The sequence below is a fragment of the Curtobacterium sp. MCBD17_026 genome, assembly GCF_003234895.2.
Taxonomy (GTDB): Bacteria; Actinomycetota; Actinomycetes; order Actinomycetales; family Microbacteriaceae; genus Curtobacterium; species Curtobacterium flaccumfaciens.
Genome location: NZ_CP126281.1, coordinates 3,166,615 through 3,190,283, shown reverse-complemented (window position 1 = coordinate 3,190,283; position 23,669 = coordinate 3,166,615). Strand labels below are relative to the sequence as shown.

The following is a 23,669-nucleotide window of genomic DNA, read 5'->3' as shown; positions in this document are numbered from 1 at the left end:
ACCCACGCACAACCCGAGAAGGACACCGCGAGCATGCGCCTGCTGATCGAGCTCGACGACCGACGTGAAGCGGTCGAGGTCGACGGGTGGTCCGGCGCGTCCTCGCTGGGGGAGCTCCTCTCGGCGGCGATCGGCGTCGAGCTCGATGCCGAGACGACCCTCGCGGTCGATGGTCACCGCACCAGTGCGGCGACCCCGCTGCGCGACCTCGTCCTGCTCGAGGGGTCCCGCATCGGCCGCGCACCACAGGAGCGACCGCAGACGATCGACGGGTGGAGCGTCACCCTCGCCGGGGGACTCGAGGCGGGTCTCGTCGTACCGGTCCCGCGCAGCCGGAAGCTCGTCGTGGGCCGGGCGCCCCAAGCCGACGTCGTGCTGCCCACCGAGAGCGCTTCGTGGGAGCACTGCACGATCGAGCGCGAGGACGACGGGGTCCGGGTGCGTGACGCCGGGTCGACGAACGGCACCGTGATCGCGGGCGAGCGCATCGATGCCGAGGGAGTCCTGCTCACCGGGACCACGAGCGTCATCGTGGGCGGCGCCGTGCTGCTGGTCCGGCCAGCGCTGGACGAGGTCCCCGTGCCGGCCGCGGGCTCCCTGGCCAACCTGACGCCCGCGGCGACCGCGCCGTTCAACCGCCCGCCCCGAGCCGGGCGGAACACCGAGACCGAGACCGTCGACCCACCGGCCAAGCGCGAGGTCCCGCAGGCCTCGAAGTTCAGCTGGATCACCGTCGCAGCGCCTCTGGTCCTCGCCGGCGCGATGGTGCTCCTGCTCGGCGACGCCCGGTTCGCCCTGTTCGCGCTGCTGTCGCCGGTCACCGCGATCGGCATGTGGTTCGAGCAGAAGCACCGTCGGGCGAAGAACCTGAAGGATGAGGACACCCGCTTCGCCGAGGCGGTGGAGTCCTTCCGGGGTGAGATCGCCGAGGCCGCGGCGGTCGAGGCGGCCCGTCGGCAGGAACTCGTCCCCGACCCGGCCACCGTCGTCCGCCGGGCCGAGCTCCCCACCACCCTGCTGTGGCAGCGACGCTCCGAGGACGCTGACTTCCTGAGCCTGCACGCCGGCACCGGTGACGCACCGTGGCGCCCCGAACTCGATCAGCGGGCGGCGTCGTCCAAGCTCGAGGACGAGGCGAAGGCCGCCATCGCCGACAGCCGCCTCACCGCTGCGCCGGTCGTGGCCGACCTGTCCGACGCCGGCGTCGTCGGGATCGTCGGCGACCGCGAGGGCGCGCTCGCACTGGCGCGCAGTCTGCTCACGCAGGCCACCGTGCACTGCGGGCCCGCCGACCTGACGGTGGGCATCTTCTGCGACGCCGGCCGCGCGGACGACTGGGGGTGGGCCTCCTGGCTGCCGCACGCGCGCGTGGCGGGGAGCAGCACCGGTGCCCGCTGGATGTCGGCGCAGCGCGACCAGAGCGCCGCGATGCTCCGGGGGCTGCGGGAGTCGCTCGACGAACTCCCGACCCCGAACCTGCTCGTCGTGGTCGACTCCGAAGTGCTCACCGAGGGCCGCGACGCACCCGCCCGGAACCTGCTCGGCGAAGGGCGCACCGTGCCCGGACAGTCGCTCCGTCCCGGCGAGCAGCCCCGACGGGTGAGCGGGATCGTCATCGCGACCAACGAGCAGCAGCTCCCCGCAGCCTGCACGACGATCATCACGGTCGGTGCCGACGCCGCAGCGACGGTCTACCGGCCGGAGGACCGGACCCGCGTCGAGGACGTCGTGCTCGCCGGCCTCAGCGCCGAGACCGCCGAACGGAGCGCCCGCAGTGTGGCGCACTTCGACGATCCCGAACTGCTGGTGCCGGGGGCGTCGTTGCCGTCGCTCGTCCGCCTGCCGGAGCTGCTCGCGGGCGACGACACGGTCTCGCGAACCCCGACGGGCACGAGCCCCGCCGATGCGATCCGCACGGCCTGGGACGCCCGCACCGGCTTCTCGACCCCGATCGGGTCGTCGGAGAGCGGCGTCCTCGAGATCGACCTCGTCCGCGACGGACCACACGGCCTGGTCGGTGGCACGACGGGTTCGGGCAAGAGCGAGTTCCTGCGGTCGCTCGTCGCCGGGCTCGCTGCGCGGAACGACCCGACGCGCCTGAACTTCCTGCTCGTCGACTTCAAGGGCGGGGCCGCGTTCGCCGCCTGCGAGCGGCTGCCGCACACCATCGGCACGATCAGCAACCTCGACGAGCAGCTCGCCGACCGGGCGATCCGTGCGCTTGAGGCCGAGCTCGAGCGGCGTCAGCGGGTGTTCGCCGCGGCCGGGGCGGACATCGACAACCTCGACGCCTACCTGGCGACGAAGCCGGACGAGCCGATGCCGCGCCTGCTCCTCGTCGTGGACGAGTTCGCGATGCTGGCGAAGGACTTCCCCGACGTCCTGACCTCGCTCGTCGCCGTCGCGGCGGTCGGGCGCACACTCGGCGTCCACATGATCCTGGCCACCCAGCGGCCGGCCGGCGTGGTGAGCGAGGACATCCTGGCGAACACCAACATGCGTGTCGCGCTGCGGGTGCAGAGCCGCGAGGACTCCACGAACGTGATCGGCGTCCCCGCGGCCGCCGGCATCGGTCGCCAGCAGACCGGTCGCGCCTACGTGAAGCTGGGGCAGGACGACATCACCCCGGTGCAGACAGCCCTCGTCACCGGCCGAGCCCGTGACGAACGCGCCGAACAGCCGGTGTCGGTCCGACCGACGGACGTCTTCGGCGTTCCCGCGCCGATGCCCGCCCCGGCTCCGACGGCGTCCGACGTGACCGACCTCGACCAGCTCATCGAGTCGATCGGGCAGGCGAACGCCGCCGCCGGCTACGCTCCGCCGCGCCCGATCTGGCCCGAGGCGCTCGGCGACCGCGTCGAGCTGGGTGCGCTGGCGGCAGCCGACGCCGTTGACACGTCGCGGACGGTGCCCGTCGCCCTGGCGGACGACCCCGACCACCAGCGTCAGGTCACCACCGGATGGGACCTCGACGAGGGCAACCTCATGCTCATGGGCATCCCCGGCAGCGGGACGAGCACCGCGCTCGCCACCCTCGCCCTGCAGCTCGCCGCCGCGACGAGTCCGGAGGACCTGGACCTGCTGGTGCTCGACATGGGTCCCGGGGACCTCGCTCCGCTCGCCCGGCTGCCGCACACCACGGCCTACGTCGGCTCCGGAGCCGGCGCGGGGGAGTTGCAGGCGCGGTTCCTCCGCCACCTGCGCGTCGAGCTCGAGCGCCGTCGTGCCACTCCGGGCGGCCGCCGTGCCGTCGTGCTGATCGACGGTCTCGCGGCCCTGCGCGACGAGTACCAGGACTTCGAGGGCCAGCTGCTGCTCGATGCCCTGTACCGCGTCTACGCCGAGGGGCCCGCGCTGGGCATCTCGTTCGCCGTGTCGACGACGCGGGCCAAGGCTGTGCCGTCCGCGATGGACGAAGTGACCACCCAGAAGTGGATGTTCCGTCTGGCGGACCCGTACGACTACGCCTCGATCGGCGTCCGCCCCAAGGACGTCCCGCCGCCGGTACCCGGTCGCTTCATCGACTCGGTCCTGCGCCTGCAGTCGCACGTGGCGACGCCCGACGTCCCGCTCGCGCAGGCGGTCGAGCGCCTCGCGGAGCGCTGGTCCGGCTCCGCCCCGAAGGCGAGTGCGGTCGGGCGGCTGCCCGACGCCGTCCTGGTCGACGAGCTCGGCGCGCACGCGGTGTTCACCAGCGAGCCGTGGCGGCTGCCGGTCGGGATCGCCGAGGACGACCTCGCTCCGGCCACGCTCGAGGTCTACGACGGCGAACACGTGCTCGTCGCGGGGCCGGCACGCTCGGGCAAGTCGACCGTCCTGCTGGCGTTGGCGGCACTGGCGCGCGCTGCAGAGGGCGTCCGCCCGGCTGTCTGGGCGATCTGTGACCGTCGGTCACCGCTCGCCTCGGGAGCGTTCGACCGCATCGCCGTCGGACCCGACGAGGTTCCCGCACTGCTGGCCGGGCTGCGGCTCGAGCGCGGTCCGGTCCTGCTGCTCATCGACGACGCCGAACGCTTCGACGACGGCGACCAGGCGATCGCCACCCTGCTCGCGACGGAGCGTCCCGGTCTGTGCGTGGTCGCCGCCGGTCGGTCCGCCGACCTCCGGTCGCTCTACAGCCACTGGACCCGCGCCGTCCGCAAGTCGCGGTGCGGCGTGCTCCTGCAGCCGGACGTCGACTACGACGGCGAGCTGCTCGGCGTCACGCTCCCGCGCCGTGCACCGGTCGCGTTGACCGTGGGTCGCGGCTACGCGTCGTCCGGCGGGGCGGTCCGCCTGGTCCAGACCGCGTCCGCAGGCAGCTGACCCGAGTGACTGACGGACTGGAGGCCCGTGGCGACGCCGCCACGGGCCTCCAGTCCGTCAGCTGGTCGCGCGACCGACGCGCTCAGCCCCGACAGACCCGCTCAGTCCCGCGTCGTGATCCCGAAGGGCGAGCTCTCGAGGTTCGTGAAGTTCCCCACCGTCGCCCGGACGGTGCACACGGGGCGACGGACAGCGCGGTGACCACGAGCCCGTCGGACGACACCGCCAGAGCCCCCGAGCAGCCGTCGGCGAACCGCACACCGGACTCCCCGCCGGCCACGTCGACGAGCATCTGCGACGGGCGCCCGCTGCTCGGACTGCGGTAGAGCGGGTTGAGCTCGTCGGCGCCGTTCGGCCAGACCGGCACCAGGGTCACCGGCAGTGCCGTCTGGCTGACCGTCCGGTCCGGCGTCCGGACCTCGACGCCCTGCAGCCGCTGGACGGGGTAGGCGGTCCCGCGCACGGCGTCGTCGGTCACGGCTGTGGTGGTCGCCTCGCCGACGCCGTCGAGCCAGGTCTGCAGCGCTGCACCGTCCTCGACGGCGAGTGGTACCGAGGCCTCGACCGTGACGTCTCCGCCAGCGGGGACCTCGACGCCGGACAGGCTCCACGCGCACGCGGTGTCCACACCGGTCAGTGACGGCTGGTTGCGCTTCGCGGTGATGCCCTCGCCGGACCAGGTGACGGCGGGACAGGAGGCTCCCGACCGGGCACCCGGCAGCACCTCGAGGAAGGGTCCGCCGAGGGTGGCTGCCTGCGCCGCGTACGTGACGCGCAGGTCCACCGTGCCCTTCGCCGGGTCGATGGTGGCGCGGCGTGTGGTCGCCAGCCCGGTGGGCAGCGGACGGTCCTGCTGGTAGGCGTTGGCGGCCTGTGCGGTCGCGGTACCGGTGCCCGGCGTCTTCCGGAGGGCTCCGGGCAACCACACGACGCCACCGACGACCAGCGCGGCGACGAGCACGACGCCGATGCCGCCGAACAGGAGCGCACGGTCGGTCAGCCACTCGGGGCGGGCGAACCGACGCGTCGGTTCGGGCTCGGCGGACGGCGCCGCGGGCAGCGGCTGCCGCGCCATCGGCCGGATGACGGTCTGCGACCCGGCGGGGCCGAGCTCCGGGGCCGGCCCGACGGCCGCGGCGTCGTCCCCGGTGTCGGTGGTCCGGGATCCCGTCGCGTTGTCGGGACGGACCCCACGGACGACGGTCGCCGGACGCTCGACCTCGTCGAACGTGTCCGGGTCGCTGGACGCGACCAGTGCGGGTGCCGACGCGAGGGACCGTGCGAGCCGACGGAGGGTCCCCGCCGCGTCGGCCGCCGACGGACGGGCGTTCGGGTCCTTCGCGAGCAGGGCGGACACCGCGGCCCACAGGGCGTCGGGCACGTCGAGCGGGGGCGGGTTCGAGGTGACGTGGCGGTAGGCCACGGCGAAGTCCGTGCCCGGTCCGGCGAACGGTGTGCGACCGGAGAGCAGCTCGTAGAGCATGACCCCGGCGCCGTAGACGTCGGCGGCCGGACCCGAGCGCCCGTGGCTGATCGACTCGGGCGCCATGTACTGCGGCGTGCCGAGGAGCCCGGTGGTCGTGCGTTCGCGTTCGGCGACGACCGACGCGATCCCGAAGTCGGTGACCCGGACGGCACCGGTGGCACCGGGGACCCACGCCGTTTGGAGCAGGACGTTGTCGGGCTTCACGTCACGGTGGGTGACGTCCTGCTCGTGCGCCGCGGTGAGTGCGTCGAGGGTCTCGGCCGTGATCGTCAGGGCGTCCCGCGGCAGGAGCGGACCGTTCGACGCGAGCAGGTCGCGGGCAGACCCACCCGGCACCAGGTCCATGACGATCGCGAGCCGGTCGCCCTCGACGACCAGGTCGCGGACGCGCACGATGGACGGGTGCTGCAGGGCGAGGAGCACCGAGCGTTCGCGGACGAAGCGCTCGACGATCTGCGGGTCGGCGGCGAGTTCGGCACGCAGGAGCTTGGCCGCGAAGGCCTCGCCGGTCGCGGAGTGCTCGACCCGCCAGACCTCTCCGGTGGCGCCGGTCCCGAGGAGCTCGACAAGTCGGTAGGACGCACCGAGCGGTTCGCCCTGGCCGTACTGCCCTTGACGGTCCTGCGCCACGCGTTCCCCGATCCCCCGATGGCCGGCCCCTCGCCGACCACGCAATGTTACCGGCCGGCGGGCTGCTCCGGCGCCGCGTACTGCACGTCGATCGCGTGCTGTGTGAACCCCGAGCGCCGGTACAGCGCGAGCGCCGGCTCGTTGTCCCCCTCGACGTACAGTGCGGCGGCGGTCAGGCCGCGGCCGCGCAGCCGAGCGGTGCCCGCACGCATGAGCACACCGCCGAGTCGCTGCCCCTGCAGGTCGGGCCGGACGGCGACGGCGTAGAACTCGCCGATGCCGTCCTCGACCTTGAGCCAGCACGAGCCCGCGAGCTGCCCGGAGGCGTCGCGGAGCAGCAGCAGGTCCTCGCCGGAGAACCAGTCGTCGGCCTCGCGGGCGTGCAGGTCGTCGAGCGTCATCCGCCCCTGCTCGGGGTGGTGGGCGAAGGCGGCGGCGTTCAGCGCGAGCCAGTCGGTCTCGTCGTCGGTGCCGGGGCGGAACGCCGACAGCGAGTAGCCGTCGGGCAGCTCGACCTCGGCGGCGACGTCGACATCGGAGTCGGCGACGGGCGCCCGGAGCTGCAGCAGCGTGCGGACCGCGCGCCAGCCGAACCGGTCGGCCAGCGCACGCGCTGCCGGGTGGTCCCCGTGCGCCCACGCGAGCCGGGGAGCGGCCCCGCCGCCCGGCGCGAGTGCCTGCGACACCAGGGCCGTGCCGATGCCCCGGCCACGGGCCTCCTGGGCGACGACGAGTTCCAGCTCGCCGTCACGGACCACCGCGACCCCGTGGTCGACGGTCAGGACGGTCGCGCGCCCCGCGCGGACGTCGACCAGGGTCTGGTCGGAGAACGGGGGAGCCTCACCGGGGGCGACGAAGCTGCCGAGGTCGGGCAGCACTACTGCCCCATCAGGCGCTCGGCCTCGTCGTCGTAGACGTTGAAGCGGTACCCGACGTTGCGGACGGTGCCGATGAGCGACTCGAGGTCGCCGAGCTTGGCGCGCAGCCGTCGGACGTGCACGTCGACCGTGCGGGTGCCACCGAAGTAGTCGTAGCCCCAGACCTCGCTGAGCAGCTGCTCGCGGGTGAAGACGCGTGACGGGTGGGTGGCGAAGAAGCGCAGGAGCTCGAACTCCTTGAACGTCAGGTCGAGCGGCCGGCCGCGCACCTTGGCCGAGTAGCTGGCCTCGTCGATGACGACACCGGACGCCTGGATCTTCGAGCTCGTCTGGCCCTTCGCCGCACGACCGGCCGACAGCCGGATCCGGGCGTCGATCTCGGCCGGGCCGGCGCTCTCGAGCACGACGTCGTCGACGTTCCAGTCGCTGTTCACCGCGGTCAGCCCGCCCTCGGTGACGACGAGCACGATCGGCGTGGTCGACCCCGACGAGGCGAGGATCTTGCACAGGGCCTTCGCACTGACCAGGTCGGTGCGGGCGTCCACGAACATCAGGTCGCTCTGCGGGGCGTTGACCAGCTGCGCGGCCTCGGCCGGCACGTGGCGGATCCGGTGGCTCAGGAGGCCCAGGCTCGGCAGGACGTCTCCGGGCGCGGTCGAGGTGAGTACCAGGAGCTGTGCCACAGGACCTCCGGAGGTGGATGACGTCGTGGAGACATCCTAGTGATGCTCGCGAACCACCTATCCGGCCGGACGGATTGCGCGTCGTCCCGCACCGCACGGTGCGTGCGCTCCGCGCGTCCCTGCCATGATGGAGCGCGTGACCGAGCCCGTGCACCCTACCGACCAGCGTCGCCTGCGGCTGACGTCCGTCCTGCCGGTCTGGGTGCTGGCGGTCGTCGGGGCCGTGCTCGTGCTGACCCTGGCCGAGCGCGACGCCTTCGCCTGGCTGCTGCTCGTCTTCGTCGCCTGCGTGATGGTCAGTTTCGTGCTGCAGCTCATCACGGCCACGAAGGACGGTCTGGTCGAACGGATCAGCATCGCGTCGTCCGGGGCGTTCGTCGTGGTCCTCGTCACCGCGGTGGTGCTCCTGGCGCGTTGAGCCGAGCCGCGTAGACTCCGAGCATGGATTCGCTGCTTGCGCTCGAGCTCTTCTACGTCGGCCTGCTCGGCCTGGCGTCGCTCGCGATCGCGTTCATCTCGGTGGTCGTCGTCGTGAAGCTGTTCAAGGGCCAGCGTTGATCGAGCTGCCCGAGGGCCTCGCCCCCGAACTGGTCCCGCTGTCGTGGCTGGTCGGCGTGTGGGAGGGCACCGGCGTGGTCGAGTACCCGGTCGGTGACGACGACGAGGTCCGGAACTACGAGTTCGGCCAGCGCGTCAGCTTCAGCCACGACGGCCTGCCGTACCTGAACTACTCGTCGACCACCTGGCTGCTCGACGACGACCACACCCCGCTCGCCGCCGAGATGGGCTACTGGCGGATCGACCGTCCGACCGAGCCCGGCGACCGCGGCCCCGCGATGCTCCTGGGCGACGGGCCCACGCCCTTCAGCACGGTCGAGAGCGTCGAGGCGCTCCGCAACACCACGGACGGCTTCGACGTCGAGGCCGCGATCATCCACCCGACGGGCGTCAACGAGCTCTACGTCGGCCGTGTGCTGAAGGGCCGGATCGACCTGTCGACCGACGCCGTGCTGCGCTCGCCGAACGCGAAGGACTACTCCGCCGCGACCCGCCTGTACGGGCTGGTCGAGGGCAAGCTCTTCTGGGCGTGGGACATCGCCGCGCTCGGTCGCGAACTCACCTCGCACGCCTCGGGGCAGCTCGCGAAGGTCGACTGATGTCGGTGTTCGCCGCGCGTGACGGCTTCGTCGCCGCCGACTCCGTCGCCGCGCACTTCGGCAACCCGATCGGGGAGCAGCGCCTGCTGACCCGGGGGCGTGCCGTCGTCGAGCTCGGACTCGGTGTCGTCACCGTCTCCGGACCGGACCGGCTGTCGTGGCTCAACTCGATCACCTCGCAGCAGCTCACCGGGTTGCCGACCGGCGTCAGCACCGAGACGCTCGTGCTCGACCAGGCCGGACGCGTCGAGCACGCGGCCCGCGTCGTCGACGACGGTGCGACGGTCTGGCTGCTCACCGAGCGCGCTGACGCTGCGCCGCTCGCCGGTTGGCTCGACTCGATGCGCTTCATGCTGCGCGTCGAGGTCGCCGACCGATCCGCCGACTTCGTGACCCTCGGCTGGTTCGGGGCGGACGCCCCGTTCGCGTCCGTCGAACTGCCGGAACCGCCCGTCGCCGAGTGGGTCGACCCGTGGGGCGCCGTCACGCCGGGCGGATGGGGCTACGCCGAACAGGAGGCCCACCCCGGCTCCGACTGGACCCTGCGCACCGCCGTGGTCACCACCGGCACCGCGGCCGCGATCGCCGCGTCGGACGTCCCCGTCGCGGGGCTGCTCGCGTACGAGGCGCTGCGGATCGCCGCCTGGCGCCCGACCCTGTCCGACGTCGACGAGCGGACGATCCCCCACGAGCTCGACTGGCTTCGCTCCGCCGTGCACCTGTCGAAGGGCTGCTACCGCGGGCAGGAGACCGTCGCCAAGGTCCACAACCTCGGGCACCCGCCGCGTCGGGCCGTGCTGCTGCACCTCGACGGGTCCGACGGTGTGCTGCCGGCGCCCGGGACCCCGGTGCTGCTCCACGACAAGCCCGTCGGTCGGCTCTCGGCGTCGGCGATCCACCACGAGCTCGGTCCCATAGGGCTCGCCGTGGTGAAGCGCTCGCTCGACCCCACCGCGACCCTGCGGCTCGAGGCCGACGACGTCGTGGTGACCGCGGCGCAGGAGACCATCGTCCCGCCCGAGGCCGGTGCTACGGCGAACGTCCCGCGCCTGCCCCGCCTCGGGGCCGTCAAGCGCTCTTAGCCTGCGCGCTGAGGGTCGCAAGACACCGGTGTTCGCCGGTCGCACCGCGGTTCGCGGGTGTTCGGAGCGCGAACACCGGTGTCCTGCGCGCTGGCGTCAGGCGGGCTCGACGGCCGACCACGGGACGCTGAGCTCACCGAGCCGCCAGCGCGTCACACCGTGCAGCACCGGCCAGCCGCGGTCACGCATCCCGCGCACCGTGGCGATCCACCGCTGCCGGGGCCCGTACGTGCCGAGCGGTGCGGCGACCGCCCACGACAGGTCGAGGTCCCGCAGGAACGCGTGCACCCGTTCGCCGGGCACGTTGCGGTGGATCAGCGCCTTCGGCAGACGCTCGGCGACGATCGAAGGCACGTCGAGCCCGGCGAGCCGGAGGGACACCGTGAACGTCTGCGGCGCGACGTCGTCGAGCGTCACCCACGAGGCCACCCGACCGACCTCGTTGCAGGTCCCCTCGACGAGCGCACCGCCGGGCTGCAGCCGGTCCTGCATGATCCGCCACGACCCGACCACCGCGGACTCGTCGTACTGCCGCAGCACGTTGAAGGCCCGGATGACGGCGGGCCGGCGCTGCCCGGGCGTCGGCGTCTCGAAGCCCCCCAGGCGGAACGTCACGCCGTCGCGGGTCCCGGCGTTCGCGAGCGCGACCCGCGAGGGCTCGATCTCGATGCCCGTCACCTCGACGTCGGGTCGGACGGCGGCCAGCCGGTCGCGCAGTTCGAGGGTGGTGGTCGGTGACGCCCCGTAGCCGACGTCGGCGACGAGCGGGTCGTCCGTCCGGCGCAGCACCGGCAGGGTCGCGATCCACCGGTCGACGCGGCGGAGCCGGTTGTACCCGGTCGTCCCGCGCGTCACGTTCCCGATGGGCATGCGTCAAGGGTACGGGGCCGGTACCGCTCGGTAGACTCGGAGCATGACCTCCACGCTCGTCCTGCTCCGTCACGGCAACAGTGACTGGAACCAGAAGAACCTGTTCACCGGTTGGGTCGACGTCCGGCTCAGCGAGCTGGGCGAGAAGGAGGCGAAGCGCGCCGGCGACCTCATCGCCGAGTCCGGCATCGTCCCCGACGTCCTGTACACCTCGCTCCTGACCCGTGCGATCCAGACGGCGGACATCGCGCTGCTGCAGGCCGACCTGGCCTGGCTGCCGGTGAAGCGCGACTGGCGCCTCAACGAGCGCCACTACGGCGACCTGCAGGGCAAGGACAAGGCCCAGACCCTGGCCGAGTACGGCGAGCAGCAGTTCATGGAGTGGCGCCGTTCGTTCGACGTCCCGCCGCCCCCCATCGCCGACGACGCCGAGTGGTCGCAGTTCGGTGACCGTCGCTACGCCGAGCTCGGCGACCAGCTGCCCCGCACCGAGTCGCTCAAGCTCGTGATCGACCGCCTGCTGCCGTACTGGGAGTCCGACATCACGAAGGACCTCGCCGCCGGCAAGACCGTGCTGGTGACGGCCCACGGCAACTCGCTGCGTGCGCTCGTGAAGCACCTCGACGGCATCTCCGACGACGACATCGCCGGCCTGAACATCCCGACGGGCATCCCGCTGGTGTACGAGCTCGACGACGACTTCACGCCGACGAAGCCCGCGTACTACCTGGACCCCGAGGCCGCCGCAGCCGGCGCCGCCGCCGTGGCCGCCCAGGGCGCCAAGAAGTAGCACCCACGCAGAACGCCCCGTCCGGCATCCGGGCGGGGCGTTCGTGCGTGTGCCGGGCTTCGCGAAGGCGACAGTGGGCCGCCGACGTTCCGCCGACTCCTGTCGCTCTGCCAGGAGGAACGGATCGCCCCGTCGACGACCTGTCGCTTCGGCAGCACGGTCGGCTCGACGAGCCGTGGCTGGTCAGACGAAGTGCGACGCGATCTCCTGCACCAGTGCCCCGACGACGTAGGGCTTCGTCGTGTCGACCCGGATCACCGGGACGCCGGGCAGCCCGACGGGCCGGGCGTCGTCGCCGTGCTCGTCCCAGAAGGCCAGCACGTCGGCCAGGTCCCCGTGCACCTCGTGCCGCACCGGCACGGTGCCCGGTTCGTACCGGTCGCGCAGCCGCTGCTCGGCGGTGGCGCGGTCCGTGTCGCACCACACCTCGACGGCGCGAGGCGACCCGGCGGACGCGAGTCCGGCCTCCAGGCGGTCCCGGTCACGCGACGGCAGCCAGACGGCGTCGAGGACGACCCCGTTCTCGACGGCCCGCGCCATGGACCACATCGTGTCCATCGCGATGCCACCGAGCGGCCGCGAGGCGATCATCGGGCCGACGACGTCGGCGAGGGGCTCCTTGATGCGGTCCTTCGACAGGAACGGGCAGCCGAGCACCTCGGCGAGTGCCGTGCCGATGCTGCTCTTGCCGGAACCGGGCATGCCGTTGACGATGATCGCGACCTGGGCCATGCCACGATCCTCGCAGACCGATCGGGCCGGGTCAGACCGATCGGGCCGGGTCAGACCGATCGAGCCGGGTCAGACCGATCGGTCCGGGTCAGACCGATCGGGTCGGGTCAGACCGCCGCGGTCGAGGTGGACGAGCCGGTCCAGTCGCCGGTCGCCAGGTACTCGACCTTCTTCGCGATCGAGACCGCGTGGTCGGCGAAGCGCTCGTGGTAGCGGGAGGCCAGGGTGGCGTCGACGGTGTCGATCGGACCGCCCTTCCAGGCCTCGCCGAGCACGAAGTCGAAGACGCTGGCGTGCAGCTCGTCGACGGCGTCGTCCTCGTCGCGGATCTCGGCCGACAGTGCGATGTCCTCGGTGGCGAGCAGCCGCGTGAGCTTCTGCGCCATCGCGACGTCGTGCCGGCCCATCTCCTTGAACGTGCTGCGCAGGCCCTTCGGCACGACCTTCTCGGGGAAGCGCTGGCGGGCGAGCTGCGCGATGTGCTCGGCCATGTCGCCCATGCGCTCGAGCGAGGAGCTGACGCGCAGGGCGGTCACGACGACGCGCAGGTCGCGGGCCACCGGTGCCTGGCGGGCGAGGATGTCGATCGCGATCTCGTCGAGGCTGTTCGCGGCGAGGTCGATCTTCTCGTCGTCGGCGATCACCTCTTCGGCGAGGGCGACGTCGGAGTCGCTGAAGGCCTGGGTGGCTCGGGTGATGGCGGACTCGACGAGCCCGGCGATCTCGGTCAGTCGCTCCTGGACGTCCTGGAGTTCCTGCTGGAAGACTTCGCGCATGGGGGAGTACCTCTCTCTGCGTACCGGACGAGTGTCGTCAGCCCAGGTGAACGAACGGTGACGCGGGGCTGAACGCTTCGCGTTCTGGCCTTCCGCAGACGGTGAACGGTACCGGAACCCCGCATGACCATCCCTACACTGGCGGCATGGACAACGCGTGGCTCGTGCCACTGTCGATGCTCCTCGGCGGGGTCTTCGGCGCGGGCGTCGTGGTGCTGATCATCACCGCCGAGCGGACGGCACGTGCTGCCGACGTGGCGGAGCGGACCCTGCCGGACGGCGTCGCAGCGGTCATCGCGACGATGCACAACCCGGCGGTCGTCATCGACCCGTCGAACACCGTCGTCGCGGCATCCCCCCAAGCGCTCACGGCGGGGCTCGTCGTGCGCCGACGCCTGGTGCACCACGAACTGCTCGAGCTCATCGACCGGGTGCGCAAGAGCGGGGAGATGGGGTCGGAGGACCTCGAGCTGCCGCGCGGCCGCCACGGGGAGCTCATCGGCTACCTCAGCTTCCGTGCCGCCCAGCTCGGCAACCGGTACGTCCTGCTCACGGCCGACGACCTGACCGAGAGCCGGCGCATCGACGAGGTCCGCCGCGACTTCGTCGCCAACATCTCGCACGAGCTCAAGACGCCGATCGGCGCCATCGGCCTGCTGTCCGAGACCCTCGTCCTCGCCGCCGACGACCCCGCGCACGTCAAGAAGTTCGCCGCGCAGCTGATCACCGAGTCCGAGCGGCTCGGGGCGCTGACGAAGGACATCATCGAGCTGTCCAGGCTGCAGTCCGTCGACGCGCTCGAGAACAGCGAGGAGACCGGCATCGACAAGATCGTGCAGGCCGCGATCGACGCGAACGAGGTCGTCGCCCGCGCCCGCTCGATCGAGATCATCCGCGCCAAGAAGTCGAAGCTGCGGGTGATGGGCGACCGGGGGCTGCTGCAGGTCGCGGTGTCGAACCTCATCGCCAACGCGGTGAAGTACTCGCCGGACAACACCCGCGTCGGTGTGGGCGTCCGGTCGTCCAAGGGCTTCGTCGAGATCGCGATCACCGACCAGGGCGTCGGCATCCCCGAGGCCGACCTCGACCGCGTCTTCGAACGGTTCTACCGTGTCGATCCCGCACGGTCGCGCGCCACCGGGGGCACCGGCCTCGGGCTCGCGATCGTCAAGCACGTCGTCAGCAACCACGGTGGTGACGTGCGCGTCTGGTCGCAGCCCGGCAAGGGCTCGACCTTCACCATCCGTCTGCCCGAGGCGGATCCCGAACTGACCACAGCACTCGAAGAGCAACTGGAAGAGCAGCCATCGTGACCAAGATCCTCATCGTCGACGACGAGCCGGCCCTGAGCGAGCCCCTGGAGTTCCTGCTGCAGCGTGAGGGGTACGAGACCTCCGTCGCTGCCGACGGCGTGACCGCGCTGTCGAAGTTCGACGCCGAGAACCCCGACCTGGTGCTCCTCGACCTCATGCTGCCGGGCCTGAGCGGCACCGAGGTGTGCCGGCAGATCCGGACCCGGTCGAACGCGCCGATCATCATGCTGACCGCGAAGGACTCGGAGGTGGACATCGTCGTCGGGCTCGAGCTCGGCGCCGACGACTACGTGACGAAGCCGTACTCGACCCGGGAGCTCCTGGCCCGGATCCGTGCCGTGCTCCGTCGCCGGACCGAGGACGACCCGGCGGACAGCGGCATCCTGCAGGTCGGCGGCATCCGGATGGACGTGGAGCGACACACGGTGTCGGTCGACGGGTCCGAGACGCCGATGCCGCTCAAGGAGTTCGAGCTCCTCGAGCTGCTGCTCCGGAACGCCGGCCGAGTGCTGACCCGCGGGCAGCTCATCGACCGGGTGTGGGGTTCCGACTACTTCGGCGACACCAAGACCCTCGACGTGCACATCAAGCGCATCCGCTCGAAGATCGAGCGGGTCCCGTCGACCCCCGAGATCCTGGTGACGGTCCGCGGTCTCGGGTACCGCATCGAGGCCTGAGGCACGCGGCCCGAGACGTACGGACAGGAGGCCCGGTGCGAGTCCGTGGGACTCGCACCGGGCCTCCTGTGCGAACGGTCCGGGCGCGGTGTCAGCCGCGCCCGTCGGCGTCAGTTGGTGCCGTTGTCACCCTCGGACGAATCCGTCTGCGAGTCGGTCGGCTGCGTGCCGGGGACGGCCTCGCCGGTCGACTGCGCGCCGCTCTCGGACGGGGACGTCGAGGTGGGCGTCGGGGTCGGGCTCGGCGCGAGGGTCTGGTACTCCTCCTGCGAGCTCGTCAGCACCGGCACGTTCGCGGAGACGCCCTCGGCGTCGGGGTAGCTGAAGTAGACCTTGACGAGTGAACCGGGCTTCGCGTCCGCGTTGTCGAACACGATCGGCTCGGCGTCACCGGCGGTGGTGCCCTGCGTGGTGTCGCCCTCTTGCACGCTCGACTCGTCGTCGCTGCCCGCACCCGAGGCCATGGCGAGGTCGACGTGGGTGTTCGCCGGCACGTCGACGGTCTGGGTGTCGCCGCCGACCTCGATCGAGACGGTGTAGTCGTCCTGGTCGTCGTTGTTCACGAGCGTGCCGATGAAGCGGGCGCTCTCACCGTCGTCCGAGATCAGGAGGGCGTTCCGCACGTCGACCTTGCCGGCCGAGACGTCCACGCCGTCGGTGATCTGCTTGATGTCGGCGGTGTGGGCCGGCGACATGAACTCGCACCCGGTGGCGCCGAGCGCGATGGTTGCCGCAACGGCGACGGACACGAGTACCCGAGGTCGCAAGAGATTCCTCCGTAAGTCACGATGAGGACCGGGCGGTCCCCGCGCCCATCCTAGCGATCACCGGGAGGGGTGAGCGTTGAGGGTCCCCTTACCGGAACGGCCCTTGTGGTAAACTGGATGTCTGGGAACGGAGCCTGATACATGCAATTCGAGGTCGGCGAGACCGTCGTCTACCCCCATCACGGGGCGGCAACCATCTCTGAAGTCAAGACTCGCGTCATCAAGGGCGAGGAAAAGGTCTACCTGAAACTGCGGGTGACGCAGGGTGACCTGACGATCGAGGTCCCGGCGGACAACGTCGACCTGGTCGGCGTCCGCGACGTGATCGGCAAGGAAGGACTCGACAAGGTGTTCGAGGTCCTCCGGGCGCCGTTCACGGAAGAGCCCACCAACTGGTCACGCCGGTACAAGGCGAACCTCGAGAAGCTCGCTTCCGGTGACGTCATCAAGGTGTCCGAGGTCGTCCGCGACCTCTGGCGGCGCGATCAGGACCGCGGGCTCTCCGCGGGCGAGAAGCGGATGCTGGCCAAGGCCCGGCAGATCCTGATCTCCGAGCTCGCGCTGGCCGAGAAGACCGACGAGGACAAGGCATCGACCGTCCTCGACGAGGTCCTGGCTTCCTGAGCCTGACGACAGCGCACTGAACGCGACAGCACGAACGACGACCGCACGGTTCCCCGAAGGGGTGGACCGGGCGGTCGTCGTCGTTGCGGCGGGCTCCGGCACCCGGCTCGGCATCGGGACCGCGAAGGCGTTCGTGCCCGTGGCCGGTTCGCTGATGCTCGCGCGGGCGCTCGAACCCCTGTTCGCGTTGCCGTCGCCGACGCTCGTCGTCGTGGTCGCACCGGCGTCGCACCTGGACGAGTGCCGGCAGGTGGTCGGCTCGGTCGCGGGTGCTGCGGTCGCCTACACGGCCGTCGTGGCCGGAGGCGCGGATCGCCACGGTTCGGTCGAGGCCGGCCTGGCCGTCCTGCCGGACTCCGTCACCACGGTGCTCGTGCACGACGCGGCGCGGTGCCTCACGCCCGCGGCGCAGTTCTCGCGGGTGTTCGACGCCGTCGCCGCCGGTGACGGTGCGGGCGTCGTACCGGCGCTCCCCGTCACGGACACGGTGAAGCGGGTCGACGGTGACGTCGTCGTCGAGACCGTCGACCGTGCGGCGCTCGTCGGGGTGCAGACGCCGCAGGGCTTCCCGCTCGCGGCACTGCGGCGGGCCTACGCGGTGTCGTCGCAGTCCGAGACGGACGACGCCGGGGTGTTCCAGGCCGTCGGCGGCACCGTCCGGTTCGTGCCGGGTGACGCCGACGCCTTCAAGATCACGACGCCGTGGGACCTCGGCCGGGCCGAGTCGATCGTGCGGGCGCGGACCGAGGCGACTGTTGGTGCCGGAGCCGGTGTGCGGGCGGCGGACGCTGTCGACGCGGTCCGGTTCGGGCTCGGGGTGGACGTGCACGCCTTCGACGACGCCTCGCCCTGCCGCGTCGGGCTGCTCGACTTCCCCGGCGAACCCGGCCTCTCCGGGCACAGCGACGGCGACGCGGTGGCGCACGCCGTGTGCGACGCCCTGCTCTCCGCCGGGGGCCTCGGTGACATCGGCGGGCGCTTCGGCACCGCTGACCCGCGGTACGCCGGCGCCGCGGGCGACGTCTTCGTCCGCGGCGCGGTCGCGCTGCTCGCCGACGCCGGGCTCGTGCCGGTGTCCGTCACCGTGCAGGTCATCGGCAACCGGCCCCGCATCGGTCGTCGCCGCGACGAGATGCAGGACGCCCTGTCCGCGGTCGTCGGAGCACCCGTCGCCGTGTCCGGCACGACGACCGACGGGCTCGGGTTCACCGGCCGCGGCGAGGGGCTCGCGGCGATCGCCACGGCACTCGTGCGTCCCTCCTGAAACCGCGGCTCCGCGCCGATTAGGGTTGAGGCGTGACCGTTCGCCTCTACGACTCCCGCGCCGCAGCCGTCGTCGACCTCGTGCCCCTGGTCGACGGACACGTGAGCGTCTACGTCTGCGGTCCGACGGTGCAGTCGTCGCCGCACATCGGGCACCTGCGGTCCGCGCTCGTCTACGACATCTGGCGTCGGTGGCTCACCCACCGCGGCTACCGGGTGACCCTGGTGCGCAACGTCACCGACATCGACGACAAGGTCCTCGACCTGGCTGCCGGCACGGACGAGGAGTGGTTCGCCCGCGCCTACCGGGTCGAGCTCGAGTTCACGGCCGCGTACAACGCCCTCGGCATCCTGCCACCGACCTACGAGCCGCGGGCCACGGCGAGCGTGCCGCAGATGCACGAGATCATCCAGCGCCTCATCGACCGCGGGCACGCCTACGCCGCCGACGACGGCTCGGGTGACGTCTACTTCGACACCGGCAGCTGGGCCGACTACGGGGTGCTCACCCGGCAGCGGCGCGAGGACATGGTCGAGGCCGCCGACGCCGATCCGCGTGGCAAGCGCGACGCCCGTGACTTCGCGCTCTGGAAGGGTGCGAAGCCCGGCGAGCCGTCGACGGCCAACTGGGACTCCCCGTGGGGCGCCGGCCGCCCGGGCTGGCACATCGAGTGCTCGGCGATGTCCCGTCGGTACCTCGGCCCCGCGTTCGACATCCACGGCGGCGGGCTCGACCTGCGCTTCCCGCACCACGAGAACGAGCTGGCGCAGTCCACGGCCGCCGGGGACCCGTTCGCGTCCTACTGGCTGCACAACGGACTGGTGACGGTCGAGGGCCAGAAGATGTCGAAGTCGCTCGGCAACTCGATCTTCGCCGCGGACTTCCTCGGATCCGCCCGTCCCGCCGTCGTGCGCTACTTCCTCGGTGCCGCCCACTACCGCTCGTCGATCGACCACCACGAGGGCTCCCTGGCCGAGGCCGAGGCGGCGTACGACCGCATCGCCGGGTTCCTCGAGCGCGCCGAGACCCGGCTCGAGGGCGTCCACCTCGCCGACGCCCCGGCCGTGCCCCAGGCCTTCGCCGCGGCCATGGACGACGACCTGTCCGTGCCCCAGGCCCTGGCCGTGCTGCACGAGACCGTGCGCACCGGCAACGCTGCCCTGGACGCCGACGATGCGGAAACGCTCGGGACCGCGTACCATCAGGTGGCTGCGATGGTGGAGGTGCTCGGCATCGACCCGCGAGCCGCCCACTGGTCGGGCGGCGGCCACGACACCTCGGCAGGCCCGCTCGCCGCCCTCGTCGAACGCCTCGTGCAGGAGCGCGCGGACGCCAGGGCAGCACGGGACTTCACCGCGGCCGACCGCGTGCGCGACGACCTCGCCGCCGCGGGCATCACGATCGAGGACACGCCGTCCGGAACACGCTGGAGCATCGCCTGAACACGGCAGTGCCGAACAGGAGCTACGCATGAAGAACGTCTCGGGAAGCAAGAAGGGTCGGCCCGGCGCCGTCCGCACCGGTCGCAAGGGCAACAAGCAGGTCGGTTCCGGCGGGCAGGGTGCCCAGGCGCTCGAGGGCCGCAAGCCGACCCCGAAGGCCGAGGACCGCCCGTACCACCCCGCCGGCAAGCGCAAGGCCGCGAAGGACCGCTTCGAGGCGGCCAAGGGCCGTCACGGTTCCTCGAGCACCCCGCAGGGTCGCACGGGCCGTCCGCCGGCACGCAAGACCGACGACTCCGAGCTCGTGACCGGGCGCAACTCCGTGCTCGAGGCCCTGCGCACGAAGACCCCGTCGTCGACGCTCTACATCGCGTCGCGCATCGAGGTCGACGACCGCGTGAAGGAGATCCTCGCGCTCGCCAACCACCGTGGCGTGCCGATCATCGAGCTCATGCGTCCCGAGCTCGACCGCATCACCGGACACGACAGCGTGCACCAGGGCGTCGCCCTCAAGGTGCCGGCGTACCAGTACGCCGTGTCCGAGGACATCGTGGAGCAGGCCTTCTCGCGCGATCAGGTCCCGCTGCTCGTCGCGCTCGACGGCATCACGGACCCCCGCAACCTCGGCGCCATCATCCGCTCGACCGCGGCCTTCGGCGGACACGGCGTCATCGTGCCGCAGCGTCGTTCGGTCGGCGTGACGGCGTCGGCGTGGAAGACCTCGGCCGGTGCCGCGGCGCGCACGCCCGTCGCGATGGCCCCGAACCTCACACAGACCCTGAAGTCGCTCAAGTCGATGGGCCTGTTCGTCCTCGGCCTGGACGGCGACGGTGACGTGGAGCTCGACGGCCTCGAGCTCGCCGACCGCCCGATCGTGATCGTCGTCGGTTCCGAGGGCAAGGGCCTGTCGCGCCTGGTCACCGAGACGTGTGACGCCATCGTGTCGATCCCGATCTCGAGCGCCACCGAGTCCCTGAACGCCGGCATCGCCGCGAGCGTCACGCTGTGGGAGGTCGCTCGGCGCCGTCGCACCGCGTAGCCGCAGCACTTCGTGCGCAGGAATGGTCGCCTCCCGGAGCGGGAGGCGACCATTCCTGCTCACGGTGCTGGCTGGGGCGGGCCCGAAGGGTCAGGACACGTCGGCTGATGCCTGCCGTGCGGTCACGCGTCGTCGCTGCGCGACGCCGCAGGTGACGGTCCGTGACCGGTCGGCGTTCGCCCGGCGGGGTGTCGTGACCGCTCGACGTCCAACGTCACCACAGGCGGGGCTGGGCGTGACGGTCTGGAGGGCCGGCGCCGGTCTCCGGGACGCGGGCCGGGCCTCCAGACGGTCGCGTTCTCGACCCCCGAACGGTCGGGACACGTCTGGTGCTGCCCGCCGTGTGGTCACGAGTCGTCGCTGCGCGACGCCGCAGGCGACGGTCTGCGACCAGTCGGCGCCCGCCCGGCGGGGTGTCGTGACCGAGCGGGGCCCGCGTCAGACCGTGGCGCGCCAGTCGTCGACGTCGTCGGACTCGTCGGCGTCGTCGTCGCCCAGCACCGGGATCGGCACGGTGATCGACGAGGTCGGCGGGTTGATGAGCAGGCGCTCGTCGCGACGGTGTCGGAGCACGTCGTTGATGTAGGCGGTCGTGGCCTCGGGCAGGGAGACGGAACGCTCCTCTTGCTGGGACATGAACCAGCGGTGCTCGAGCAGCTCGTGGAACACCTCGGCGGGTTCGAGTCGGCCGCGCAGGTCACGGGGGATCGAGCGGACGACGGGCTCGAAGACCCGAGAGACCCACTCGTGCGCCACCATCTCCTCGTCGAGTTCGTCGCGGCCGTTGCGGGCGCGGTACGAGTCGAGGTCGTTGAGCAGGCGCCGGGCCTGGTTCTCGCCGGCGTCGAGCCCGGTGAGCCGCAGCAGTCGGCGCTGGTGGTGCCCGGCGTCGACGACCTTCGGCTGGATCCGGACCTGCGAGCCGCCCTCGGTCGTGTGGATCGAGAGCTCCTCGATGTCGAAGCCGAGCTCGTTCAGGCGCTCCACGCGGTCGTTGATGCGCCAGCGTTCCTTGATGTCGAACTGCTCGGTGCCGGTGAGCTCGGTCCAGAGCGTGCGGTACTGGGCGACGATGCGGTTCGAGACGTCGACGGGGTCGGCGTTCTCGTCGAGTCGACCGCCGGCCTCGAGGTCGAGCAGCTCGCCGGCGATGTTCACGCGGGCGACCTCGAGGTCGTTCTCGCGCTGGCCGTTCGACAGCCCGCCGGGGTAGAGCTTGCCGGTCTCGGCGTCGACCAGGTACGCGGCGAAGGCTCCGGCGTCGCGACGGAACAGCGTGTTCGACAGGGACACGTCGCCCCAGTAGAAACCGATGACGTGCAGGCGGACGAGGAGCAGCGCGAGGGCGTCGACCAGACGGGTGGCGGTCTCGGGGCGCAGCGTCTGCGAGTAGAGCGCGCGGTAGGGCAGGGAGAACCGCAGGTGGCGGGTCACGAGCACGGGGTGCAGTGGTTCACCGTCGGCGTCGACGCGATTGGTGATGACCGCGACCGGGTCCACGCACGGCACGTCCATGCGCTGCAGGGTCCGGAGCATCTCGTACTCGGACCGGGCGACCTCTTCGCCGGTCTCCTTCACTGCGGCGACGTAGCCGCTCAGGTGCACGAACCGCACGAGGTGCCGCGAGATGCCCTTCGGCAGCGCGACGATCGTGTCGTCGGGCCAGTCGGCGAGCGGCAGGTCCCACGGCAGGTCGAGCAGGCCGGGGTCGACGGTGGCGGCGGTGATGGACATCGAGTCGGGCACGGTGGTTCCTCTGGTGTCGGGGACAGCCGAGAGCCCGCGTCCGCCCTTGTGAGGCGGGCGCGGGCTCTCGGGGGAGTGCGCTGGTTACGCGCTGACGACGGCCTTGTCGTCGAGGCGGTCGCCCGACTCGGTGTCGAAGGCGTGGACGTGGCCCTGCTTCGGCGTGATCACGATCGTGTCACCGATCGACGGGTGCGCACGACCGTCGACACGGGCGACGATGTCGGCGCGCTGGCCGTTCACGTCGGCGTGACCGTAGAGGTAGCCGTCGGCGCCGAGCTCCTCGACGACGTCGACCGTGACGGGCAGGCCCTCGCCGGACTGCGACACGATGACGTCCTCGGGGCGGATGCCGACCGTGATCTGTGCGGCACGGGCGTTCGACAGGGTGTCGCGGTCGATCGCGTGGTTGAGCGTGCCGAACCTGATGCCGCCCTCGATGACGTCGGCGGGCAGCAGGTTCATGGCCGGCGAACCGATGAAGCCGGCGACGAACACGTTGTTCGGCTTCTCGTACAGGTCGCGCGGGGTGCCGACCTGCTGCAGGATGCCGTCCTTGAGCACCGCGATGCGGTCACCCATGGTGAGGGCCTCGGTCTGGTCGTGCGTGACGTAGACCGTGGTGACGCCGAGACGACGCTGCAGCGACGCGATCTGCGTGCGGGTCTGGACGCGGAGCTTGGCGTCGAGGTTCGACAGCGGCTCGTCCATGAGGAACACCTGCGGCTGACGGACGATCGCACGGCCCATCGCGACGCGCTGACGCTGACCACCGGAGAGCGCCTTCGGCTTGCGGCCGAGGTAGTCCTCGAGGTCGAGGAGCTTGGCGGCTTCCTGCACGCGGGTGGCGCGCTCTTCCTTGCCGACGCCGGCGATCTTGAGCGCGAAGCCCATGTTCTCGGCGACGGTCATGTGCGGGTACAGCGCGTAGTTCTGGAACACCATCGCGATGTCGCGGTCCTTCGGCGGGACGTCCGTGACGTCGCGGTCGCCGATGCGGATCTGACCGGAGTTGACCTCTTCGAGGCCGGCCAGCATGCGGAGCGAGGTGGACTTGCCGCAGCCCGAGGGGCCGACGAGGACGAGGAACTCGCCGTCGGCGACGTCCAGGTCGAGGGAGTCGACCGCGGGACGGTTGCCTCCGGGGTAGAGACGGGTTGCCTTGTCATAGGTGACGGACGCCATGAGCGTTCGGTCCTTCCTTCACCGGCAGGTACGTGCCGGACGATCCGAGTGAAGCGGTGTGCCCGTACGGGCCCCGGACAGTCGCCGTCGACTGTCGAGGTTCATACAACACGAGTTCACCCGGGTGCGCCAGTGTTTTCCCCCTTGGTCGGCGGCTTCCCAGAGCGCCCCACTACAATCGCCGGGTCCGTCCGCCGAGCAGGGGAACGCCGAGCGGACACCG

Annotated in this window: 20 protein-coding genes; 11 read left to right on the top strand and 9 right to left on the bottom strand. The window is 71.7% G+C overall.

Annotated features, from left to right (window positions below; all coding sequences use genetic code 11):
• The first annotated feature begins 33 nt into the window (after positions 1–33).
• A complete protein-coding gene (locus DEI85_RS15155; RefSeq protein ID WP_111124205.1) occupies positions 34–4,305 on the top strand; it encodes a type VII secretion EssC family protein in 4,272 nt (1,423 codons plus the stop codon).
• 82 nt (positions 4,306–4,387) lie between these two features.
• On the opposite strand, the gene DEI85_RS15150 is transcribed toward DEI85_RS15155, so the two are convergent.
• Genes DEI85_RS15150 through DEI85_RS15140 form a run of 3 tightly spaced genes read right to left on the bottom strand, consistent with a single transcriptional unit; the run spans position 4,388 to position 7,982 of the window.
• Positions 4,388–6,421 (bottom strand): serine/threonine-protein kinase, encoded by a 2,034-nt coding sequence (locus tag DEI85_RS15150; RefSeq protein ID WP_258376399.1) that lies wholly within the window; start codon positions 6,419–6,421, stop codon positions 4,388–4,390.
• Between the two features lie 47 nt (positions 6,422–6,468).
• A complete protein-coding gene (gene mshD / locus DEI85_RS15145; protein ID WP_111124204.1) occupies positions 6,469–7,299 on the bottom strand; it encodes a mycothiol synthase in 831 nt (276 codons plus the stop codon).
• Positions 7,299–7,982 carry a response regulator transcription factor gene (locus tag DEI85_RS15140; RefSeq protein WP_017888078.1) on the bottom strand — a complete coding sequence of 228 codons (684 nt, stop codon included), beginning with the start codon at positions 7,980–7,982 and terminating at the stop codon, positions 7,299–7,301. The genes mshD and DEI85_RS15140 overlap by 1 nt, the downstream gene beginning before the upstream one ends.
• A 136-nt stretch (positions 7,983–8,118) precedes the next feature.
• Between DEI85_RS15140 and DEI85_RS15135 the strand changes: the two genes are divergently transcribed.
• The 3 genes from DEI85_RS15135 to ygfZ all read left to right on the top strand — a co-directional run bounded on the left by DEI85_RS15135 (position 8,119) and on the right by ygfZ (position 10,221).
• The gene (locus DEI85_RS15135) at positions 8,119–8,400 is read left to right on the top strand and encodes a hypothetical protein (protein WP_146238581.1); all 282 of its coding nucleotides are present in this window, start codon (positions 8,119–8,121) and stop codon (positions 8,398–8,400) included.
• 136 nt (positions 8,401–8,536) lie between these two features.
• Positions 8,537–9,139 carry a heme-binding beta-barrel domain-containing protein gene (locus DEI85_RS15130; RefSeq protein WP_027466617.1) on the top strand — a complete coding sequence of 201 codons (603 nt, stop codon included), beginning with the start codon at positions 8,537–8,539 and terminating at the stop codon, positions 9,137–9,139.
• Positions 9,139–10,221 (top strand): CAF17-like 4Fe-4S cluster assembly/insertion protein YgfZ, encoded by a 1,083-nt coding sequence (ygfZ, locus tag DEI85_RS15125; RefSeq protein ID WP_111124202.1) that lies wholly within the window; start codon positions 9,139–9,141, stop codon positions 10,219–10,221. The genes DEI85_RS15130 and ygfZ overlap by 1 nt, the downstream gene beginning before the upstream one ends.
• A 96-nt stretch (positions 10,222–10,317) precedes the next feature.
• Here ygfZ and DEI85_RS15120 read toward each other — a convergent pair whose 3' ends face one another.
• Entirely contained in the window at positions 10,318–11,091 is a 774-nt protein-coding gene (locus tag DEI85_RS15120; protein ID WP_110863119.1) for a class I SAM-dependent methyltransferase, read from the bottom strand.
• A 43-nt stretch (positions 11,092–11,134) separates the two neighbouring features.
• Here DEI85_RS15120 and DEI85_RS15115 point away from each other — a divergent pair, with 43 nt between their 5' ends.
• Positions 11,135–11,881 carry a phosphoglyceromutase gene (locus DEI85_RS15115; RefSeq protein WP_071244006.1) on the top strand — a complete coding sequence of 249 codons (747 nt, stop codon included), beginning with the start codon at positions 11,135–11,137 and terminating at the stop codon, positions 11,879–11,881.
• 183 nt (positions 11,882–12,064) lie between these two features.
• Here the strand turns inward: DEI85_RS15115 and DEI85_RS15110 are convergent, their stop codons facing one another.
• Together DEI85_RS15110 and phoU are read right to left on the bottom strand one after the other, a co-directional pair.
• Positions 12,065–12,613, bottom strand: a complete 549-nt coding sequence (locus DEI85_RS15110; RefSeq protein ID WP_111124201.1) for a P-loop nucleotide/nucleoside kinase family protein — start codon at positions 12,611–12,613, stop codon at positions 12,065–12,067.
• Positions 12,614–12,720: 107 nt separating this feature from the next.
• Positions 12,721–13,389, bottom strand: coding sequence for a phosphate signaling complex protein PhoU (phoU, locus tag DEI85_RS15105; RefSeq protein WP_111124200.1), 669 nt, complete (start codon positions 13,387–13,389; stop codon positions 12,721–12,723).
• 146 nt (positions 13,390–13,535) lie between these two features.
• Here phoU and DEI85_RS15100 point away from each other — a divergent pair, with 146 nt between their 5' ends.
• Positions 13,536–14,702, top strand: coding sequence for a sensor histidine kinase (locus DEI85_RS15100; RefSeq protein ID WP_027466612.1), 1,167 nt, complete (start codon positions 13,536–13,538; stop codon positions 14,700–14,702).
• Entirely contained in the window at positions 14,699–15,379 is a 681-nt protein-coding gene (locus DEI85_RS15095; protein WP_027466611.1) for a response regulator, read from the top strand. The genes DEI85_RS15100 and DEI85_RS15095 overlap by 4 nt, the downstream gene beginning before the upstream one ends.
• A 110-nt stretch (positions 15,380–15,489) precedes the next feature.
• Here DEI85_RS15095 and DEI85_RS15090 read toward each other — a convergent pair whose 3' ends face one another.
• Positions 15,490–16,146 carry a hypothetical protein gene (locus DEI85_RS15090; protein ID WP_146249032.1) on the bottom strand — a complete coding sequence of 219 codons (657 nt, stop codon included), beginning with the start codon at positions 16,144–16,146 and terminating at the stop codon, positions 15,490–15,492.
• Positions 16,147–16,287: 141 nt separating this feature from the next.
• On the opposite strand from DEI85_RS15090, the gene DEI85_RS15085 reads away from it, so the two are divergent.
• The 4 genes from DEI85_RS15085 to rlmB are packed head-to-tail and all read left to right on the top strand — an operon-like array spanning position 16,288 to position 20,515.
• The gene (locus DEI85_RS15085; RefSeq protein WP_017888066.1) at positions 16,288–16,770 is read left to right on the top strand and encodes a CarD family transcriptional regulator; all 483 of its coding nucleotides are present in this window, start codon (positions 16,288–16,290) and stop codon (positions 16,768–16,770) included.
• Between the two features lie 16 nt (positions 16,771–16,786).
• Positions 16,787–18,034 carry a 2-C-methyl-D-erythritol 4-phosphate cytidylyltransferase gene (ispD, locus tag DEI85_RS15080; RefSeq protein ID WP_375231900.1) on the top strand — a complete coding sequence of 416 codons (1,248 nt, stop codon included), beginning with the start codon at positions 16,787–16,789 and terminating at the stop codon, positions 18,032–18,034.
• 32 nt (positions 18,035–18,066) lie between these two features.
• Positions 18,067–19,476, top strand: coding sequence for a cysteine--tRNA ligase (cysS, locus tag DEI85_RS15075; protein WP_111124199.1), 1,410 nt, complete (start codon positions 18,067–18,069; stop codon positions 19,474–19,476).
• Positions 19,477–19,504: 28 nt separating this feature from the next.
• Entirely contained in the window at positions 19,505–20,515 is a 1,011-nt protein-coding gene (rlmB, locus tag DEI85_RS15070; protein WP_027466607.1) for a 23S rRNA (guanosine(2251)-2'-O)-methyltransferase RlmB, read from the top strand.
• Positions 20,516–20,953: 438 nt separating this feature from the next.
• On the opposite strand, the gene DEI85_RS15065 is transcribed toward rlmB, so the two are convergent.
• Positions 20,954–22,261 (bottom strand): DUF4032 domain-containing protein, encoded by a 1,308-nt coding sequence (locus DEI85_RS15065; RefSeq protein WP_110861768.1) that lies wholly within the window; start codon positions 22,259–22,261, stop codon positions 20,954–20,956.
• 84 nt (positions 22,262–22,345) lie between these two features.
• The gene (locus tag DEI85_RS15060) at positions 22,346–23,446 is read right to left on the bottom strand and encodes an ABC transporter ATP-binding protein (protein ID WP_027466605.1); all 1,101 of its coding nucleotides are present in this window, start codon (positions 23,444–23,446) and stop codon (positions 22,346–22,348) included.
• Between the last annotated feature and the right edge of the window lie 223 nt (positions 23,447–23,669).